Origin of the sequence: Butyrivibrio sp. XPD2002 (genome assembly GCF_000423945.1) — a bacterium.
Classification (GTDB): domain Bacteria; phylum Bacillota; class Clostridia; order Lachnospirales; family Lachnospiraceae; genus Butyrivibrio.
Genome location: NZ_AUIY01000016.1, coordinates 115,438 through 136,560 on the forward strand (window position 1 = coordinate 115,438; position 21,123 = coordinate 136,560).

The following is a 21,123-nucleotide window of genomic DNA, read 5'->3' on the forward strand; positions in this document are numbered from 1 at the left end:
TATGGCTGCAAAAAAGAGACTTAGAGATAACTTAATTACTTATGGAATCGTGATCGCTTTATATCTGATCATGGAAATCCTTATGAAAACAGGCAACCTTTCAAGTCATTTGAAGGGACTTTTAGTACCGATGACTTATTACGCAATAATAGCAGTAGCGCTTAACCTCTGCGTCGGAATTCTCGGAGAGCTGAGTATCGGACACTGCGGATTTATGTGTATTGGTGCTTTTTCAAGTGCTGTTTTCTCAAAATTAACTCAGAATAATATTCCCACAGCGCCCAGATTTTTCCTGGCATTTGTAATTGGAATCGCATTTGCAGCGCTGTTTGGATTTTTAATAGGTATTCCCGTACTTAGGCTCAAGGGTGACTACCTTGCAATTGTCACACTGGCCTTCGGCGAGATCATTAAAAACGTAATCAATGCAATTTACTTTGGTGTGGATTCCAAGGGACCTCACATTTCAATGAACAATGTGATGGAGCTTGGCATGGAGCCTGACGGACAGGTTGTTATCAACGGAGCCATGGGAATCACAGGAACTCCCAGAGATGCTAATTTCACTATAGCAATCGTGGTGCTTCTGCTTTCACTCTTTGTAGTTCTTAATCTTATGAACTCAAGAGACGGACGTGCGATCATGGCTGTTCGTGACAACAGCATTGCAGCTGAATCAGCAGGTATCAACGTAACCCGTTATAAGATGATGGCCTTCACAATCTCTGCTGCTATTGCAGGAGCTGCAGGCGTTCTGTTTTCACACAACATCACATCACTGACAGCTACTTCACAGTACTTCGGCTACAACGCATCAATCATGATCCTGGTGTATGTGGTGCTTGGAGGAATCGGAAACATCAGAGGTTCAGTCATTGCAGCAGCAATTCTGTATCTGCTTCCTGAGATGCTCAGAGGCCTTAATACATACAGAATGCTAATCTATTCAATCGTGCTTATCGTGATGATGCTCTTTAACTGGGCACCCGCAGCAGTTCAGTGGAGACAGAAGGTAGCACACAAGTTTATTAAAAGGAATGCGTAACTATGAAATTACTTCAGGTTAATAATTTAAGTATTGCATTTGGAGGACTGAGAGCCGTTGACGACTTCAGCCTTGAAATAGAAAAGGGAGAGCTTTACGGACTGATCGGACCTAACGGTGCCGGCAAGACTACAGTATTCAACCTGCTCACCGGCGTATATAAGCCGAATGAAGGTATCATCCGCCTTGACGGTGAGGATATCACCAGGAAAAATACCATCGAGATAAATCATTCCGGAATAGCAAGAACCTTCCAGAATATCCGTCTGTTCCATCAGATGTCAGTAATCGACAATGTTAAGGTGGGACTTACAGAGCGCTTTAAATACAGCGGCATCGAGGGAGTTCTTCATGTTGGAAGATACAGAAAAATGGAGAAGGAGATGGATGAAGAGGCTATGAAGCTTCTTAAGGTCTTCGACCTTGATTCAGAGAGAGACACTCTTGCCAGCAACCTACCCTATGGTAAGCAGCGTAAGCTTGAGATAGCAAGAGCCATGGCTACATCACCGAAACTCCTTTTGCTTGATGAGCCTGCAGCGGGCATGAACCCCAACGAGACAGCGGAGCTCATGGATACAATCGCTCTTGTACGAAAAGAGTTCGGCATGACGATACTTCTTATCGAGCATGATATGAAGCTTGTATCAGGAATTTGTGAGAAGCTCACAGTACTGAACTTCGGCCGCGTTCTTAAGCAGGGCGAGACCAAGGAGGTCTTAAGTGATCCGGAAGTAATTAAGGCTTACCTGGGAGAGTAAAAAAAGAAAAGCTCAACATTTAGGAGATGTTTTATCTCCAGCCTTCTCCCTTTGGGAGAAGGTGGCACGAAATGCCGGATGAGGGCTGAGGAGAATATATGTCATTATTAGATGTTAAAAATTTAAGTGTAAACTATGGCGTTATCAAAGCCTTAAAGGGTATCTCTTTTCATGTAGAAAAGGGTGAGATCGTTGCCCTTATCGGTGCAAACGGCGCTGGAAAAACAACAACACTGCACACTCTGTCAGGACTTCTTAAGCCCGCAGAGGGTGAGATAACCTATAAAGATAAGAATCTGGTAACAACACCAGGACACAAGATCGTATCCCTTGGAATGGCTCAGGTACCTGAGGGCAGACGCGTATTCGCAGATATGACTGTTTTGCAGAATCTTAAGATGGGCGCCTACACCAGAAACGATATGGCGGAATTCGATAAGACAATAGAGATGGTCTACAAGAGATTCCCCAGACTTGAGGAGAGAAAAAATCAGGTGGCAGGAACTCTTTCAGGTGGTGAGCAGCAAATGCTTGCAATGGGTAGAGCACTCATGTCACATCCTGATATAATATTAATGGATGAGCCTTCAATGGGATTGTCACCGATTTTCGTAAATGAGATATTCAGCATCATCGAGGATGTGAATAAGGATGGCGTGACAGTACTTCTTGTTGAGCAGAACGCTAAGAAGGCGCTGACCATCGCAGACAGAGCTTACGTCCTTGAGACAGGAAGCATCGTTAAGGAAGGCAAGGCATCAGACCTGCTTAACGACGAGTCCATCAAAAAGGCTTATCTTGGTGAGTAAGAATTCTTTATCAAGGCTGAGATAAAAAAATAGCCTTCCCCCTGGGGGCGCATAGCCAACGTCCGGGGGACGTTGGCTATGCGCGGACCGAAGTGGAACGGAGACAGGTGTCAGCGAAGCTGACGGATGAGGGTATAGGAGGACAGTAATAGCATGAAGAATATAGTCATCACAATCGCGCGTCAGTATGGTAGTGGCGGACGTACCGTCGGAAAAATGCTTGCGGACGAGCTCGGAATCCATTACTACGACAAGGAGCTTTCCAAGGTTGCATCTGAGATGAGCGGCATCAACGAGAGCTACTTTGTAACAGCAGATGAGAAGGTGAAGAGTAGCTGGAAGAGTAAGCTTTCACTGATTTCTACGATTTATGACGGAACAGTTAAAAAGCCCGGCGATTCTGATCTCACATCAGATGAGAATATTTTCAGTAACCAGGCCAAGGCCATCAAGATGCTTGCGGAAAAAGGCGAGCCCTGCGTAATCGTGGGACGCTGTGCGGACTTTGTGCTTAAGGATTATGACAATGCCCTTAGAGTTTTCGTTCACGCAGACCATGACTTCCTCATGCAGGAGGCCGGTAAGGTGCAGAGTCTTACAGGAAAAGACCTTGAGAAGTTTATCGCTCAGATTGACAAGGCAAGAGCAGAATACTACGAGTATCACACAGGCCATCACTGGACAGATGCCCTTAACTACGACCTCTGCCTCGACAGCGGCAAGCTTGGCTTCGAGAAGTGCGTAGAAGCAATCAAGGCTTACGCAAAGGTTAGATTTGGTGAAGACTGCTTTGATTAATTATTACAGCCCCCAGGAGCTTGGCTCCTGGGGGCTGTTTAAGTTAGCAGTTTGATTTTTTGTATTCTTCCAGTAGTTCGTTCTGAAGATTTTTGTCGCCGATAGCTCGGAGGATATCGTCAGTACGATTCTGTTCTTTAAGCCAGGAGTAGAGAATATCGAGTTCTTCTTTTCCAGATTCCTGACCTGCTTTGTATACTGTTTCTGTTTCAGTTACAAGTACCTGTCCGCCCATAATCTTTTCAGCCTCCTCTCTTACAACATATTTGTTGTTCGCAAGAGCTATGATTATCTTTTTCGACAGCTCTATGATTTTTTGATGAGTTCTGGCATCAATCAGGCCTGCTTCATACCGTTCCTTGAGCTTGTCATAAATCTCGCGATAGCGGGCTTTGAAGCTGTCTACAAATTCCTGTTTTCCTGTCTCTATTTTATCAAATTCAGATTCAAAGTTGAACAGATAAAAAGGGATAAGAAAATAAAGTTCCTTATTAAGGATGTCGTCACAGCTATAATTGATCAATTTGAGAATGGGTACCTTATAATCAACATATCTGCCGCCAGGAACATGAACGAAAACTGTCATGCAATCTGGTGTTGATGAGTTGCTCCTTAGATAGAGGATACCTGATTCGGGTAGCTTCACATCCAACCTGTTAGAAGATGTGTTGCTGCCAGCTTTGATGGCAATCTGGACATCGTATTCAAACATTCTGATTATCATTGAGTTATCAGGCGTGCTCTGGCATTCCAGATGGAAAATTCTCTGTATGCCATCATGGCTTGTGACTTCAATGGCAGAATCAGCTATTTTTTTACTTTGCTGTCCACCATCCTGATTGAAAAAATATGTGTCATTTAACTGCTTGACTTCTTCGTCCCCGTCATAGTGAATACTGGGGAACATTTCGTTGATGAGTCTTAGCACCAGTTCCTTGTGCTCGACTACTAATGTTCTGAAAACATCATCATAGGGAGTGCTTCCACATGATGAATTCTCAGCGTAGATAGATTTTAGATTTTTTTCCATTTCCTTCCTTTCTATATGCTTCTTCGGGCATAAATAAAAAGAAAATCAACTTTGATAAGTTATCACATATTAAGGAAGTGTTCAATTGAAAAATTTCACAAATATCATCAATTAAGAACGAGGCTGATATTTTTTAAATTGAATCAATATACTATAGAGCAACCGATTAGGGACTTTCTTCATGGATAGGTGTAATGTTAACATCAACCTGCTTCCCACAGATCAATCAATCAGAAGAATTCATCGTGGGCAGACGTAACGGTAACCATAATGCTCAGCCTGCAGATGGACCAGGTAGAAGAATTGCTCGCGGGTAGACGTAACGCCGTTCTCAACGTTCTCCCCGCAGATAGCCCAGGCTGAAGAATTGCTCGCGGATAGACGTAACGCTGACTGCAACCAACAACCCGCAGATGGACCAGGCAGAAGAATTGTTCGCGGATAGATGTAATGGCAACCACAACGTGTAACCCGCAGATGGACCGACCATAAGAATTGTTCGCGGATAGACGTAACTCCAATCACAACCTGCATCTCGTAGAGCAACCAATCACAATAGATTAACGGAAATAGACGTAACGCCGCCCCAACCAACTCCCCCAGAACAGAAAATCAGAATACACCTTTACATACAATCTCTATCTAAACATATCCCATCAAATCCCCCCCACTTTCTTCATTCTTTATCGATATTTTATAAAATGGTAATCACCGAATGTTACAATAATACTAACTATACGCATCATTGTGTGAAGTGTTTATGGAAAGATTAACGTAACAACGTTAATGAGAGGACCATTTTATGCTGGGATATGGACTCGACAAATATAAAAAATCCACGGTTATAACTACCATAATAGTCGGAATAACTGTTTTGCTGATATTATCAGGGCTGTGCATTTTTTCGGCGTTGCATGGAGAAACTATGTATCTGGAAACAGGTAGCACCGACATTGCGTGCTTTTTGTGGCCATTCATGATTCTCGCCGGACTTTATGGTTATCTCATTTCTCTGATTGTTTTTCTGATTTCTTTTATAGTGACGCTTTGTGTCAGAATGGATAAAGCAGTTGTTATGTCTGTGTATATGACTGCAGCGTTATGTTTTTCACTCTTTGGGCAATACCGTTTTTTTTCAACCAAGAAGAAAACAGCGATATGCGCTATTGTTACGCTGATTTTTACTTCTCTTATTGAATTTTTGTGCCTTTCGGTAATTGCTACCAATCAATATGATTTTGATATTTTCAGCGATTATACAAAGTATTTTTTAAGAGAAGCCGTCGGAATTATCGTTCTCTCATGCATTTTTCATATCTGTTACACCAAGCTGCCGGATTATGTGAAATTTCCATTTCCTATAGCGGTTGCGTATACAGGATATTATGAGGAAGACAAGGAGTTCCAAAGAGGAATCAGAAAAACAAGGATAAGTGTCAAGATATCAGCAATTATCATTGCTGTTGAGCTTTTACTTGGTATAGCAGTAGCGGTGTTTATGATGGTACTGTTCACTGATAACAGGAATATTTTTGTTGATGCCGTCCACCAAGATGAAATTTTTTCTGATATGGGGGAGAAATTATCGCAGGAGGACCTTTCACAGAGGTTTGAAAAGTTAAATTACAGATTTGATGAAAGAACGATAAGCTACGACATAAAAATGCTGCTTTTAATGCTTTGCGTTGGTGTTCCCATGGCGGGTATAGCCAACTTTTTTACAAAGGTAACTATAGGAACGCCGCTTGGAAACATGGCGGATTTTATGCAGGAATATGCCGGGGCTCCTGATGATAAGAAAGTCGAAGTCGGAAGAAAAGCATGTAAGATCAATATAAGAACCCACGACGAGATCCAGGTGGTGCATGAATCCATTAAGGATACTGTGGCAGCTGTAGAGAACTACATAAACCATCTGAATGCGGAGTATGAGCTGGAAAAAGAGCTTGAGGTGGCGCAGAAGTCTTCCGAGGCAAAATCCGCTTTCCTTTCAAACATGTCTCATGAGATAAGAACTCCCATAAATGCTGTACTTGGATTAAACGAGATGATACTTCGAGAGAGCAGCGAGGATCAGATTCTGGAGTATGCAAACAGCGTGAAAAGTGCCGGCAATTCTCTTCTTGGAATAGTTAATGATATTCTGGATTTTTCCAAGATTGAAGCAGGAAAAATGGAGATCCTTGAGGTGGAATATCACCTGAGCTCTACCATCAATGATCTCCTTAATGTCATAGCTGTTAAGGCTAATGATAAGGGACTTGAGCTCAATATCGAGATTGACAAAACACTTCCGACAAAGCTTATAGGTGATGAGCTGAGGATCAAGCAGTGCGTGACCAACATTTTATCAAATGCAGTGAAGTACACAGAAGAAGGAAGCGTAACTTTAATTGTCTCCTACAGAAAGGCTGATGATGAGAGCATTTTCTTAAGATTCCGTGTGATTGATACAGGAATCGGAATCAAGGAAGAAGACCTTGAAAAGCTGTACTCACCATTTGAGAGAATTGAGGAGATTCGTAACCGCTCCATTGAAGGCACAGGTCTCGGAATGAGCATTGTGAAAAAGCTTCTGGCTCTTATGGATACTAAGCTTGAGGTTAAGAGCGTTTACGGCGAGGGCTCAGATTTTTCATTCGAAGTAAAACAACGTGTTGCAAGCTGGGAAGAGCTTGGAGATTTTAAGGAAAAGTACAGGGAATACCTCAGTAGCCAGAAGGAGTATCGTGAGAGCTTTATAGCGCCGGATGCGGAGATTCTTGTTGTGGATGATACTCCGGTTAATCTCACGGTTGTGAAGGGACTTTTAAAGCGTACTAAGGTGAAAATTGATACCGCGGAAAGCGGATTTGAAACCTTGGAGCTTGTAAAGAAAAAGAAGTATGATGCTATTTTCATAGACCACAGGATGCCTGAGATGGACGGCGTTCAGACCCTGGAAGCTCTAAAGGATATGGACGATAACCTCTCTATCGACGCGCCTTGCATAGCGCTAACCGCAAATGCGGGTGAGGGTGCAAGGGAGGAATATCTGGCAGCAGGATTTATAGATTATCTGTCAAAACCGGTAAACGGCGAGCTTCTGGAGAAGATGCTTATGGAGTATCTTCCTGAGGAGAAGATCACGATAGTGACAGATGAAAATGCAGAGAGTGATGACGATTCTGACGCCACCAATGGTGATGATGAAGGTGATGTTTTAGATCAGCTTAAGGGAATCGACCTTCAGGAAGCAGTAAAGAACTGTGGAAGTCGTGAGCTCCTTATGGATGTGGTAAAAGAGTTCCTGATCTCAATAGATCCAAAGGCAGAGAGTATCGAGAAGTGCTTGCAGGATAAAGACTATAGAAACTACACTGTCAGTGTTCATGCGCTTAAGAGCTCAGCAAGACTAATTGGTGCCATGGAGCTTTCGCAGATGGCGGCGCACCTTGAGGATAGTGGCAACGCTGAGGATGTAAATGAGATAAATGAAAAAACACCGGAACTTTTAACACGTCTTAGAAGCTATAAGGAAATGCTTGCACCGATAAATGCAGGCACGGATGATGAAAATCTTCCTGAGATTCCGGAGGATGAATTAAAGCGTGCGTTTATGGACATAAGGGAGCTTTTGGAAGCCTATGACTATGATACTGCGGACGGAATTATGAATATGCTTGCGGACTACAGCATACCTGCGCAGTACAGGGATAAATATGAAAAAGTAAAACAGCTCATGGCAGCAGTTGACAGAGATGCACTACTTCAGGTACTGGAGGATTGAGATGGAAAAGAGAGTACTTCTTATCGGTGATGGAAAGAGCTTCATGGTTACATCGATTGCAAAGGAACTAAAGGAGGAAGGCTTTACAGTTATTTCCTCTACCGCGGATGTTACGGCAATCGAGCATATGGAGGATAAGCCCAGCGTCTATCTTATTTATATTGATGATATAGATAAGATGAGGGATCTTTTTGTATACCTTCGTGACAGAGCTGTTGAGAGCGATATCTCAGTCAGTGTCATAGGCTCACCTGACGAGCTTGAAAAGTTCTATAAAATAATTTCCAAGGAGAAAATAGCAGCGGCTTTTGAGAGACCGGTTAATGTCAAGCAGCTTGCAAGTGAGATGCAAAGAGTCGTTGCAAACGAAGAGGTACGACTTCAGAAAAAGAAGATACTTGTGGTTGATGATGATGGTACGATGCTAAGAACCATAAAAAGCTGGCTCTCGGAAAAGTATCAGGTATTCATGGTGAATTCCGGAGTTTCTGCTATAACCTTCCTTGCGAAAAACAAAGTGGATCTCATTCTTCTTGATTATGAAATGCCTGTAACTACCGGACCAAAGGTACTTGAGATGCTAAGGAGTGAGCCGGGAACAAGCGATATTCCCGTTATGTTCCTTACGAATAAATCTGACAGGGAAAGTGTAATGGGGGTTATTGCCCTTAAGCCTGAAAAATATCTCCTAAAGACAATGCCCCCTGCTGAACTTATTGCCAGTATTGATGAGTTTTTTGAAAAGCAGAAGCTGAAGAACTATATGTAATCAGAGAAGATTTGATTCGTGAAGCTTTTCATAAATGGCCTGTCCCAGTTTTCTGTGGGCAGCAGCGTCGATATGCACTCCGTCTGCAGGACTGGGTGATACGAGCTTTGCGGCATCAAGGAATTCGCAGCCGTACATTTCTGCCAGCTGTTTGTACCAGGTTGCAAGCTCTGCGGATACCTTCTGGGTATTTAAGAAATCGAAGCAATCCTCAAGCCAGGAGCCTTTTCCTGTGGTTCCAACAAGCGGAGGAGAGATGAGCAGGATCTTCATTTTGTCATTCATGCGGAATCTGTTGTGAGCCTGAACTCTTTCAAGGAAAATCTGCATTTCACCGGCGATATCCATTGAGCAATATGAAAATTTTCTCTTTAAGTCATTAGTCCCCAGCATGATGATCATGACTTCAAGCGGGGACTGGCTTTCTATGCATGGAATAACATATTTTAAGCCGTTTTTCTCACCCTCTGCAGGATCGTCAGTGGCTATTGTGCGGCCGTTGTGACCTTCCTCAACAACCTTGTAGGACTCACCTAAAAGTGTCTGCAATACACCTGTCCAGCGGCTGTTTTCTTCTATACGTGATCTCTTTTCCGGGTCATATCCCCATGTGAGTGAATCTCCAAAACACAGTATTCTTTTCTTTTCCATAATGAACCTCTGATTTATATAGAATTTGCTACCCGTAAATAATATCATATCCGGGGGTTAATTTGATTGATTTTTATAATATGAGTGGAACTGGCTGTGCGAAGTTCCGATAATACCATTTTTCGGGTGAAGGATAAGTCAAATTCGGTTATAATAGATACATATGTAACTTTTGACATGGAGATAATATTGCTCAGGGGATGACTGGTAGTACATGACACCGGTGTATCAGGAGGTATTATGAAAAAGAAAACTCTCAGCATTTTATTATTAACTTGTACACTTACTGCCGCTGTTACAGGCTGCAGTTCTAAAAAAGCCGAGGCCGGGGAGAGCCAGGTAGTGGTAAATGCTTCCGAGGCGAATACCGTTAAGGTCGAGGAGACAGAGAAAGCAGAAGAAACAGTAAAAGCAGAAGAACCTGAAATAACAGAAGATACAGTAGATACAGATAAAATAGACGAAGAAAAGACAGAAGATATAAAAATTGCGGAAGACACAGAACAAATAGAGGAGACCGAGACACCTCTCAGTGCCGCTCCTGAAGAGAAGCCTATCAGTGAGCCTATTTCTGAAGAAAAGATGGAAGAGTTCTTCGATAAGGTCATAACAGAGACAGGCTCTGCCTATGAGGATATACTCTGCTGCAGTCTTAACGACTTTGATGGCAACGGTACATACGAGGGACTTGTTTATGTGGGCAAGGGGCCCGATGATGAGCTCGGATGGTGCGATGGCAAGGTATATTTTGTAAATGACGATATCTGCAGAGAGGTGTATTCGGGAACTCTTGCCATGAATGATGATGGCAATGTGTTCTGGGTTATGGATGCAGGTAACAGATATTTCGTAGCCTTTGATGAAGCCTATGTGACAGCACAGCTTACATACGTCTACTATATTGACGGAGATCAGCTGGTGGAGTCCAATATTTCCAAGCTTGGAGACCTCTACCCCGGCGCTGACATTGAGAACATCGCCATGACCTACAGTGCCTACGACGGCTATCTTAATTATGTTGAAGGTGATGAGTCATCCTACATGTGGACAGGACACACCTGGAAGCCCTATTATTTCTACTACGACAGTGAGAAGAAGGACTTCATGGAATATGGTGGAACCGATATCACAGAGGAAGAGCTGGAGAAGATAGTTGGCTTTGACCTCGCCGGCAAGATCAAGGGCTCAGGCTACAGGGTAGACAGAATCTTACGCAGGAAAAATGGCATAGTTAACGTCAACTACTCATCAGAGGAGCAGCTCATGGACGGCACCACAGATATTACCTACAAGAATGCCAACTTTGATGAGAAGACAGGAGAGTTCGTTGATGCCTGGGGAACAGGCGGAACAACCTGGCAGGATTCCGATTTTGGTGGTATCTACAACGATGCAATGTTAAGCGACATAGCAGTATATTAAATTAAATGACAGCTCCCGGTATTTCTGATTCTGAAATACTGGGAGCTTTTTATATCTTTTTTCATAAAAATGGTTGACAAAAATCCGTGACATAATTATATTGAATATATATTCAATGAATTGATATTCAATAAAAACGAATGGGGATAAAAGGCATGAAAAAAGAGAAGAAGGTTGTAATAATCGGTGGCGGAGTGGCAGGACTTTCAGCAGGAATATATGCGCGTCTGTGCGGTATGGAGGCTGAGATCTATGAGAAGAATTCGATTCCCGGAGGAGAGTGCATCGGCTGGAACAGGGAAGGTTATCACATCGATAACTGCATTCACTGGCTCACAGGAACAAGGAAGGATACAGAGCTCTACGACGTATGGAAAACTGTGGGAGCATTGTCAGATGATACTCAGTATGCCGTTCTTGATTCATTTTTCACCACATGTCATGGCGGTAAAAGTGCAACACTCTGGGCTGACCTTGACCGTACAAAGAGAGAGCTGACAGAGCTTTCACCTGAGGATGCCGAAGAGATAAGTAAGTTTATCGAGTATGTGGAATATTCCAAGAAGTGTCTCATTCCTGCCAATAAGCCTTTGGACATGTTCGGCATTGGCGACTATATCCGCATGGGTAAGGAGATGGGCGACTTCGTGAAGGTGATGAAGGAGCTTGGAAATATCTCCCTTGAGGATTATAGCAAGAGATTCAAGGCTCCCATAATCCAGAAGCTCATGTGCGACTATCTGCCCAAGGAGTACACCGCTTATTCACTGCTTGTATCCTATGCAACTATTGCTGATGGCAACGGCAACATCCCTATGGGCGGCTCTCTCCAGATGTCCCTCAGAATGGAGAAGCGCTTCAGGGAGCTTGGCGGTAAGATCTTCTATAATAAATCTGCAGCTAAGATAGAAGTGGATAAGAAAAAGGCACAGGCTGTTCTTTTCGAGGATGGCACAAGGGCTGAGGGCGATTACTACATCGCAACTGTTGATACGGCAGTTCTTTTCGGAAAACTTATCAGTGGAAAATACATGCCTGCAGCTTTGAAAAATGCCTATGAATCTGCAAATATCTATCCTGCAACCAGTGGCTTCCAGGCAGCATATTCAGTAAATAAGAGCTTTAATCCAGGAGAGACAGTTTTCATAGATATAGAGCCTCTTAAGGTTGGCGCTACCACCTTCGACAGAATGTATGTTAAGGTATATGGCTATGACAAGACCTTCGTGAAGGGTGACAGACAGGTGCTCCAGACCAGCATTTTCCAGACTGATGCTGACTATGAGGTTTGGAAGGGAATGTTCCCAGATGAGTATAAAGAGGCTAAGATGAAGCTTTCTGATGAGATAGTAAAGAGAATTGAGGCAGCTTTCCCTGAGATTAAGGGAGACCTTGAATACCTCGACTCCTGGACACCTCTTACCTATGAGCGCTACTGCAATGCATATCACGGCAGCTACATGAGCTTTATCACGACAGCAGGTGCCAAGTCCATCAGGATAAAGGGCGACATCAAGGGCATCAGAAATCTTACCTTTGCAGGTCAGTGGAATACCTCACCCGGAGGACTTCCCATTGCAGTTACTAACGGCAAGTTCGCAATCCAGAGAATTTGCCATAAAAAGAGCATTACTATGGAGGATTACAATGACAAGAGAGGAACAGAAGGAAGAGAGACGACAGGCAATATTGATGACGGCGCTGAGTCTCTTCGTAGAGAAAGGGTATCATGAGACCAAGGTCAGCGATATTGCTGCCGCAGTTCCCATGAGCACCGGATTGATGTTCCATTATTTTAAATCAAAGGAGGAGCTCCTTCTGGAGCTGGTAAAAAGGGGCAAGGATTTTTCAAACGCTACCGGTGACAGTAAGGGCGCTCCTGCGGATATTTTCTTAAAGGGAATGCTTGAAGAGCTGTTCCTTTATGCCAAGAAGCAGCCCTTTGTATCCAACATGTTCGTTCTCATGGCACAGGCCAGAAGAGCCGGCATGCCTGAGGAGGTCAGGAAGGAGGCACTGTCTGTTCAGGCAGTGGACAACACCGCAGAGCTTATAAAAAAGGGCCAAAAGGACGGGATCTTCCGAGAGGGAGACCCCACACTCCTTGCGCTGTGCTTCTGGTCAGCCTTCCAGGGAATAATGGAGGAGATGACCATAAATAAGAATCTGGACACCCCGGACCCTGACTGGCTCCTTGATATTTTAAGGAAATGATTTCTCTTTTCATGATTTTTAGATGCAAATATCTCAAAATGGTATTAGAATATACTATATCAAGTGGTCGACACCTGACTTAGTTCTACATTTTGGGGAGAGAATCATGGGGAAAAAAGTTGAAAATTGTGCATTGATTTCTATCTTGATCGGAGCAGTGCTTCTTACAGCGTATATGCTGTTTCACAACTTAGGTGCTAATTATCTGATTTCGACGGACGAGGCGTATCATGCCACGAATGCTTATGAGATGTATAAGCAGAGCAATTGGGTAATAAACACCTATAAATATGCGGCGGACTATTTTAATTCCAAGCCTCCGCTGTGTCTTGACCTTATGGTTGCTTCATTTAAGGTGCTGGGAGCAAGCGGCTTTGCTGCAAGATTCCCTTCAGCCTTAGGCGGCCTTTTGACAATTCTGCTTATCATCCTGTTTTTGATAAAAAGAGATAACCTGTATTCAGCAGCTATTGCGCCCGTTGTTTTTGCGGCGTGCACGCCCTTCTTTACATTCCACATGTACAGGGCAGCTGAGATGGACTCCTTTTTCAATTTCTTCTTTGTGATAGCCATGCTGTCACTGTATGAGATGGAAGAGAATGCAAAGTACATGTATATGTATGGCCTTGCGCTTGGCCTTGCCTTCATGTGCAAGGGACCTCACGCAGCACTTATTTTCATAATCGGACTTCTCTATATTCCTAAGATCAAAAAGGCCTTCATGTCACCGGTAAGGGTAGTGTTGTCAGCGCTTCTTGCTGCAATAATTCCCGTTGCATGGATGATAAAGAGATCGATGTTTGATGGAGTGCAGTTCATAAATACGCTGATGTTTGGTGAGACCGTGGACAGAGTAAGCGGCTCAGGCAACAAGTTTTGGGAGCCTGTAATTGACTTTGTGACTTCTAATGTAAGCGAGATTTTCATTGTGGCACTTGTGACTATAGTAGCTGCAGTGCTTATCGCAAGACACTTCACAGGAAGAGAGTACATCACCGTAATACGTGATTTTGTCTGGGAAAACTATCTTTTTATCATCTGGACTGCAGTACCGGTGCTGTTTTTTGCAACCATGAGAAGCTACCTCGACTGGTACACCTACACCTCACAGCTGGCGCTTTGCATCCTTGTTGCCAGAATGTGCGGCTTTATAGCGGTAAGAGCCAAGGGTAAAAAGATACTGCTTGCAGCTACCTCAATTGGACTTGTGGTGCTGGCTTCATTTTTCTTTATCATTCCCTGCATCAAAAATGACATCAACCTTGCAGGAACAGGCGGACATCCTGTGGATGAATTTACTGAGGATATGAAAACCTTTGAAGCTCAATACGGAAAAGAGTATTCCGGAAGAAATGTATACCTCATTTCGGATTTCAGAGACTACTCTGAGCAGGGACACTGGGAGCCCGAATATGTGGCACCTGCCGAGATGTACTGTGACTTCCTTCCTGTAGATGGAACTGTTGATAATTTCTTAAGCGATACGGGCTCCATCATCATAGTGGATAAGGACCTCTGGGATGACTACGCCGGTGTACTTTCCGGCCACGTGATCCTTCAGGATAATTCCTATCTGATATTTAGCACAGATACATATTAAAAGTGAAAAAGACCGAACCATTGTAAGTTAAAAATGGTTCGGTCTTTATTTATAGTGGTATACCCTTGTATCTGGCAATTGTTTCCCTTATTCTCTGTGCGGGCTTTATAATCTTTTCCATTGAACCGTAATTGTGTAGCGTATCGATTATCGCAGCAATATAACGGTTCATGCTGATACTGAGGTAGTATTCCTTCTCTAAAAGCTCAGGCTTTTGATATACAAGGTTTGTGGTGAAGATTCTGTCAAAGAGGCCATCTTCATAGGCTTTATCGAGCTTTGCAAAACCTGTGGAGAACAGTCCAAAGGTTGCGAATATGAAGACACGTTTTGCACCGCGCTCCTTTATCTGTTTACATACATCTATGATACTTCCGCCGGAGTCGATCATGTCATCCACAACGATGGTATCCATGCCTGCAAGATTACCGCCGCAGAAGTCGTGGGCCACGATGGGATTGGTTCCGTTAACGACCTGGGAGTAGTCCCTTCTCTTGTAGAACATACCGAGGTTTACGCCAAATAGGGAAGCGAAGAAAACGACACGCTCCGTAGCACCCTCATCAGGAGAGATGAACATAAGGTGCTCAGGGTCTATCTCGATATCCTCATACTCGGTAAGGAGCTGCTGCGTAAACTGCAGAGCGGGAGATATATTTTCTATTCCCTGAAGGGGAAGTACATTCTGCATTCTGGGATCGTGGGCGTCGAAGGTTATGATGTTGTCAACTCCCATGTATTCCAGCTCTTTTAGCATCATGGCGCAGTCCAGGGATTCACGGCAGGTCTTTCTGTGTTGTCTGCTCTCGTATAAAAAGGGCATGATGACATTTATTCTGTTGGCCTTTCCGTTGCAGGCACCTACCACGCGCTTTATATCCTGATAATGGTCATCGGGAGACATTCTGTTGTAATCGCCGTCCATTTTATATTTTATCGAACTGTTGGTTACATCGGAAATGATATAGATATCCTTATGACGGACACTATCCTTTATGACGCATTTAGCTTCTCCACTGTTGAAGCGGGGGACCTCAATATCTATAAGATAATTGTCAGCCTTGTTCCATTCGCAGAGTATCTGATTTATGCGCTTTGCCTGAGTGGCAAAGGATTCCATTGCAATGATTCCTAACTTATCATCTGTTTCCATCTTATGCGTTACCTCCTTGTAAGGAAAAACGGGGGCTATATCTATATTTTACTTATGTTTACGGGCTAAATGTATTAAAAGATGATTAAGAATGTCTAAATACTGCACTATGCCGGCTTTATACAATGGGGAAACGAGTATACAAAAAGTTTATATAACTTTCATAACTTGCTAACTCATGTGGAAACTATTGCATGTTAAAATAGTATTGTACTTTTAATTTGGATTATTAGGTTTTGTATGGAGAGTCCTATATGGTAAATCAGTTTAATGTCAGAAGAACAATACTTATAGCTGAAGACGAACCGATCAACAGAAAGATGCTGGAGAATATCGTAAAGGACAGCTATGATGTTATTTTCGCCGGCGATGGTGTTGAGCTTATTGAAAAGCTGAAGGAGAGCAGTGATGTGGTATCGCTGGTTCTCCTTGATCTGATGATGCCTGATATGGACGGCTATGAAGTGCTTGAGTTCATGCAGAATGACAAGCTCTTTAAGCTGATTCCGGTAATCGTGTGCACATCGGAAATAGAATCGGAAATCAAATGCTTTAAGCTTGGTGCCGTTGACTTTATATCAAAGCCCTTTTCACATCCCATGGTCATCCGTGCCAGAATCGACAGGGCGATTGAGCTAAGAGAGGGAAGAGGACTTATTCATGCGACTCAGAATGATACGCTGACAGGTCTTCTGACCCATGATTTCTTCATGGAGTACTCACACTTTAGAGATCTGCACTATTCCAATTCCGGAATGGATGCCATCGTGCTTAACATCAATAGATTCCATCTGATCAACGAGCTTCAGGGCCGTAGATCCGGAGATGATGTTCTTATAAAAATCGCGGACAGCATCAAACAGATATCCAGGGAAAAGGGCGGAATTGCAGGACGCGGCGGAGCGGACGAATTCCTCCTATATATTCCGACGGGTTCTGACTACGAGGAACTTTTGAGGGAGATAGGAAAAGGTCTGGAGGATCTTCTCAATAACTCAAGAGTTTATCTGAGGATGGGCATCTACAAAAATGTAAATATGGAGATTACCGTAGAGCATCGATTTGATAAGGCGAGAGTTGCCTGCAACAGTATACGAGGCAATTACAATATCCACTGTGCTATCTACGACGAGGATATGCACGATAAGGAAAAACTGGATGAGCGTCTTATCAATGATATGCAAAGAGGCATACGGGATCACGAGTTTAAGGTGTACTACCAGCCCAAATATTCTGTTCAGGGCGACAGGGATTCTCTCTATGGAGCAGAGGCTCTTGTGAGGTGGGAGCATCCCGATCTGGGGCTCCTCAGGCCGGACGGATTCATTCCACTTTTCGAGGATAACGGTCTTATCCATAAGCTGGATCACTACGTGTGGGATGAGGTATCCAAACAGGTAGGAGAGTGGATGGTGAAATATGATTTCAAGGTTCCTGTTTCCGTAAACGTATCAAGAGTTGATATCGGAGCTCCGGACCTTGGGGAGGAGATTTTCACAGTGGTTCAGAACAACTGGATATCTCCCGGGATGCTGAATCTTGAGATCACAGAGTCGGCCTACACGGAGAACTCTGATCAGATAATCAAGGTGGTTAACGGACTTAGGGAAAGAGGCTTTGCCATCGAGATGGATGATTTCGGAACGGGTTATTCCTCTCTCAACATGATAACCTCACTTCCCATAGATATCCTCAAGCTGGATATGCAGTTCGTGAAAAATATCCACGAGGGCAATAAGGACATGAAGATGGTGGAGCTCATGATGGATATAGCGAAATCCCTCAAGGTCAAGGTTGTAGCTGAGGGGGTTGAAACAGAGGAACAGTACGATCTTTTGAAGAAGGCAGGGTGCGATGTCATCCAGGGATTCTACTTCTCGATGCCATGTGTGGTATCAGAGTTTGAAAAGCTCATAGTTAAGGAAAATGAAGAGCTCGAGGCAGAGGTAAATGCTGCATTAGAAGCTTGACAGTATAGGGAAATTGAAGGAAACTAAATAAGGTATATTTGGTTTTCGTGGTAATGATGGAAAATCTGTAAAGCAACAGTTTACAGAGGGTATAGCGAAAAGCGAATAGTAGGAGGTAACATGAACGATACAAAGATTAAGATACTCGAGGCAGTGCTTGATGAATTCAAGGAAAAGGGATCCAAGTTCACAATGGATGATGTGGCAAGCGATCTTCACATGAGTAAGAAAACAATTTATAAGGAGTTCGATGATAAGGAAAAGATCTTCGATGCTCTTGTTGATTACTGCTTTGATTCCATTAAGGCAAAGGAAGCGGAGATTCTTAATGATGACACACTTTCAACTGTTGAGAAGGTTGAAAAGATCATGATCTGCATGCCTGATAAATACAGGGATGTAGATTTCAGAAAAGTGTTTACACTTAGGGATAAATATCCCAAAATCTATATTAAGGTTCAGAACAGGTTGGAGAACGACTGGGAGGACACGATTGAGCTTATTGAAAGAGGAATAAGAGAGGGCGTTATAAGACCTCTTCCCATCCCTGTTATCAAAGCTATGACAGAGGCTTCAATAGAGCGTTTTTTGAGCTCAAATGTACTCATCGAGGGTAACACAACCTATGATGATGCACTTAAGATTATGATAGACATTATAATGAGAGGTATTTGCGTAAGATGATCATAAGGAAAGACAACATATTTTTACTTCAGACTAGGAGCAGCAGTTATTTCATGCAGGTTCTGCCGTCAGGTCACATTGAACACATTCACTATGGAGCATCACTTCTTTCAGAGCTCCAGTACGAGGAACTTTTAAAAAATCAGAATGAGGAATCAGAGATCCTTGCCGACATGGCGAAGGTTCTTGAGATCAAGCATAAAAACGAAGGCGGCAACATGGTTGTCTATGCACCTGAGTATTATCCCATGTGCTTAGAGGTCATGCCCCTTGAGATGTCGGGCTTTGGTAAGGGCGACATCAGAGAGCCCATGGTAGAGCTTAGCTTTGCAGATGGCTCTACAACCTGCGACTTTTTATTTGAAAACGCAGTTATTTCAGATGAGATCACACCACTGGAGACACTTCCTTCCTCCTATGATGATGGAGATAAGAAAGATGTATCCGGGGCGGGTGCAACACTCCCTGCATTCATGGCTGATCACGCCATGCAGCTCGTCATCACTCTTAAGGAAAAGTCAAAGGACGTAAGACTTAAGATGATCTACAAGGTATACCCTGAATGCAATACGATCACAAGAAGCAGTAAGCTTATAAATGATGGCAAGGAGGATGTGAAGATCGACAGACTCCTGTCCAATCAGCTTGATTTTCAGCAGACAGGCTACCAGCTCACAAGCTTCCACGGACGCTGGGCAGATGAGATGGGACAGACTGCATCTGTTTGTAATGCAGGAAAAGTTGTAAATGAGGAGCTCGCTGCGGGAGAGTCAGGAAGCAGAAGCAATCCCTTCACAATGATCAGCATGCCCGATACCACAGAGACAGCAGGCGACTGCTACGGTCTCAATCTTGTTTACAGTGGTAACCATTACAGTGCCCTTTCATCAAACGGCACCTTCCTTAGCAGATTTGTCAGCGGAATACAGCCCGTTGGCTTCCAGTGGCTGCTTAATCCCGGTGAGTCCTTCGAGGCCCCCGAGGCAGTCATGACCTATTCTAAAGAGGGCTACGGCGGAATGAGCCGCAGCATGCACGATTTTGTAAGAAAACACATCGTTCGCGGTGAGTGGAGAGATAAGGAAAGACCGATCCTTATAAACAACTGGGAGGCAACATACTTTAACTTCAACCAGAGCAGCCTCCTTCGAATTGCCAAGGAAGCTTCAAGGGCAGGAGTAGAGCTCTTTGTTCTTGATGATGGCTGGTTTGGTGCCAGAAACGATGATCACGCAGGCCTTGGCGACTGGGTAGTTAATACCAAAAAGCTCCCTGACGGATTAAAGGGACTTGCTGAAAAGATAAACGGCCTTGGCATGAAGTTTGGTCTCTGGGTTGAGCCCGAGATGGTAAACGAGGACTCTGATCTTTTCAGAGCACATCCCGAGTGGACCGTAAGAGTACCCGGCCGCGATCATTCAGTCGGAAGAACACAGATGATCCTTGATATGTCCAGAAAGGACGTACAGGACTATATTATAGATGCACTTTCAAAGGTATTTTCATCTGCAAACATCTCCTACATAAAGTGGGATATGAACAGAATTTTCTCAGACAGATTTTCACTTGAGCTTCCTGCTGGGAGGATGAAGGAGTTCCAGCACAGATATTACATCGGTCTGTACAGAGTTATGAAAACACTTACAACGAACTTCCCTCATATTCTGTTTGAGGGCTGTTCAGCAGGTGGTAACAGATTCGACCTTGGAATACTTTCATACTTCCCTCAGATATGGGCAAGTGATGATACCGATGCAGTTTGCAGAATGGATATTCAGAGAAGCTACAGCTACGGCTATCCCGTTAACACACAGGGTGCCCACGTGTCAGCTGTTCCTAATCACCAGACACTTCACGTTGTTCCGCTTGAGACCAGATTCTCAGTGGCTGCCTTTGGCTGCTTTGGCTATGAGCTCAATCTTGGCGAGCTTTCAGAGGAGCAGAAGAAGCAGGTTGTGGATCAGGTTGCATTCTACAAGCAGTGGAGAAAGGTATTCCAGTTTGGTGATTTCTACAGACTTGATAAGTACCGCTTCATGGTGGTTACAAAGGATAAGTCTGCAGCGGTTGCTCTTATCTTCCAAAAGGAGAGCAGACCTAACAATGATTATCTTGCGCTTAAGACCATGGGCCTTGCAGATGATAAGGTCTATGAGGTTGCAAACCGTCAGGTCAGCGTTAATATAAAGGACTTCGGAAGTCTTATAAATACCATGTCTCCGATTCATGTTAAGCAGGATGGAATAATTCATGGTATCATAGCTAGAAGATACAAGATGCGCAGTGAAAAGGATGAGGCAGTGGCAACAGGAAGTGTTCTTAACGGATGCGGTGTTCGTCTTAATCCTGATTACGGCGGAACAGGCTATGGGGAGGATACTCGCATGTTCAGAACAAATGATGCGAGATTGTATGTATTTGCAGAAGTGACAGAATAAGGGGGAAAAC

The 21,123-nt window shown here is 43.7% G+C and carries 16 protein-coding genes; 13 read left to right on the top strand and 3 right to left on the bottom strand.

Features of this window, described 5'->3' with window-relative positions; genetic code table 11:
* The first annotated feature begins 1 nt into the window (after position 1).
* From G587_RS0109240 to G587_RS0109255, 4 genes are all read left to right on the top strand, one after another.
* A complete protein-coding gene (locus tag G587_RS0109240) occupies positions 2 to 1,045 on the top strand; it encodes a branched-chain amino acid ABC transporter permease (RefSeq protein ID WP_026491996.1) in 1,044 nt (347 codons plus the stop codon).
* A 2-nt stretch (positions 1,046 to 1,047) separates the two neighbouring features.
* Entirely contained in the window at positions 1,048 to 1,806 is a 759-nt protein-coding gene (locus G587_RS0109245; protein WP_026491997.1) for an ABC transporter ATP-binding protein, read from the top strand.
* 98 nt (positions 1,807 to 1,904) lie between these two features.
* The gene (locus G587_RS0109250) at positions 1,905 to 2,615 is read left to right on the top strand and encodes an ABC transporter ATP-binding protein (protein ID WP_026491998.1); all 711 of its coding nucleotides are present in this window, start codon (positions 1,905 to 1,907) and stop codon (positions 2,613 to 2,615) included.
* A 153-nt stretch (positions 2,616 to 2,768) separates the two neighbouring features.
* Complete coding sequence (locus G587_RS0109255; protein ID WP_026491999.1) at positions 2,769 to 3,413, top strand: cytidylate kinase-like family protein; 645 nt, start codon at positions 2,769 to 2,771, stop codon at positions 3,411 to 3,413.
* 43 nt (positions 3,414 to 3,456) lie between these two features.
* Here the strand turns inward: G587_RS0109255 and G587_RS0109260 are convergent, their stop codons facing one another.
* Positions 3,457 to 4,443 (bottom strand): hypothetical protein, encoded by a 987-nt coding sequence (locus G587_RS0109260; protein ID WP_026492000.1) that lies wholly within the window; start codon positions 4,441 to 4,443, stop codon positions 3,457 to 3,459.
* Between the two features lie 802 nt (positions 4,444 to 5,245).
* Here G587_RS0109260 and G587_RS0109265 point away from each other — a divergent pair.
* Together G587_RS0109265 and G587_RS0109270 are read left to right on the top strand one after the other, a co-directional pair.
* Entirely contained in the window at positions 5,246 to 8,212 is a 2,967-nt protein-coding gene (locus tag G587_RS0109265; protein WP_026492001.1) for an ATP-binding protein, read from the top strand.
* Between the two features lies 1 nt (position 8,213).
* A complete protein-coding gene (locus tag G587_RS0109270; RefSeq protein ID WP_026492002.1) occupies positions 8,214 to 8,981 on the top strand; it encodes a response regulator in 768 nt (255 codons plus the stop codon).
* Here the strand turns inward: G587_RS0109270 and G587_RS0109275 are convergent, their stop codons facing one another.
* Entirely contained in the window at positions 8,982 to 9,632 is a 651-nt protein-coding gene (locus G587_RS0109275) for an SGNH/GDSL hydrolase family protein (RefSeq protein ID WP_035786239.1), read from the bottom strand.
* Positions 9,633 to 9,872: 240 nt separating this feature from the next.
* Here G587_RS0109275 and G587_RS0109280 point away from each other — a divergent pair, with 240 nt between their 5' ends.
* From G587_RS0109280 to G587_RS0109295, 4 genes are all read left to right on the top strand, one after another.
* Entirely contained in the window at positions 9,873 to 11,054 is a 1,182-nt protein-coding gene (locus G587_RS0109280; RefSeq protein WP_026492004.1) for a hypothetical protein, read from the top strand.
* 155 nt (positions 11,055 to 11,209) lie between these two features.
* Positions 11,210 to 12,787: a phytoene desaturase family protein gene (locus G587_RS0109285; RefSeq protein WP_035786241.1), complete on the top strand. Its 1,578-nt coding sequence runs from the start codon at positions 11,210 to 11,212 to the stop codon at positions 12,785 to 12,787.
* A complete protein-coding gene (locus G587_RS0109290; protein ID WP_026492006.1) occupies positions 12,702 to 13,268 on the top strand; it encodes a TetR/AcrR family transcriptional regulator in 567 nt (188 codons plus the stop codon). The genes G587_RS0109285 and G587_RS0109290 overlap by 86 nt, the downstream gene beginning before the upstream one ends.
* A gap of 106 nt (positions 13,269 to 13,374) precedes the next feature.
* Positions 13,375 to 14,868: an ArnT family glycosyltransferase gene (locus G587_RS0109295; protein ID WP_026492007.1), complete on the top strand. Its 1,494-nt coding sequence runs from the start codon at positions 13,375 to 13,377 to the stop codon at positions 14,866 to 14,868.
* Positions 14,869 to 14,917: 49 nt separating this feature from the next.
* Here the strand turns inward: G587_RS0109295 and G587_RS22190 are convergent, their stop codons facing one another.
* Positions 14,918 to 16,021, bottom strand: coding sequence for a ribose-phosphate pyrophosphokinase (locus G587_RS22190; protein ID WP_035786243.1), 1,104 nt, complete (start codon positions 16,019 to 16,021; stop codon positions 14,918 to 14,920).
* A gap of 254 nt (positions 16,022 to 16,275) precedes the next feature.
* Here G587_RS22190 and G587_RS22195 point away from each other — a divergent pair, with 254 nt between their 5' ends.
* The 3 genes from G587_RS22195 (at position 16,276) to G587_RS0109315 (ending at position 21,113) form a co-directional block, all read left to right on the top strand.
* Positions 16,276 to 17,991, top strand: a complete 1,716-nt coding sequence (locus G587_RS22195; protein WP_035786245.1) for a two-component system response regulator — start codon at positions 16,276 to 16,278, stop codon at positions 17,989 to 17,991.
* 120 nt (positions 17,992 to 18,111) lie between these two features.
* Positions 18,112 to 18,675, top strand: coding sequence for a TetR/AcrR family transcriptional regulator (locus tag G587_RS0109310; protein WP_026492008.1), 564 nt, complete (start codon positions 18,112 to 18,114; stop codon positions 18,673 to 18,675).
* A complete protein-coding gene (locus G587_RS0109315) occupies positions 18,672 to 21,113 on the top strand; it encodes an alpha-galactosidase (RefSeq protein ID WP_026492009.1) in 2,442 nt (813 codons plus the stop codon). Before G587_RS0109310 ends, G587_RS0109315 begins: the two co-directional genes overlap by 4 nt.
* Positions 21,114 to 21,123: the final 10 nt, after the last annotated feature.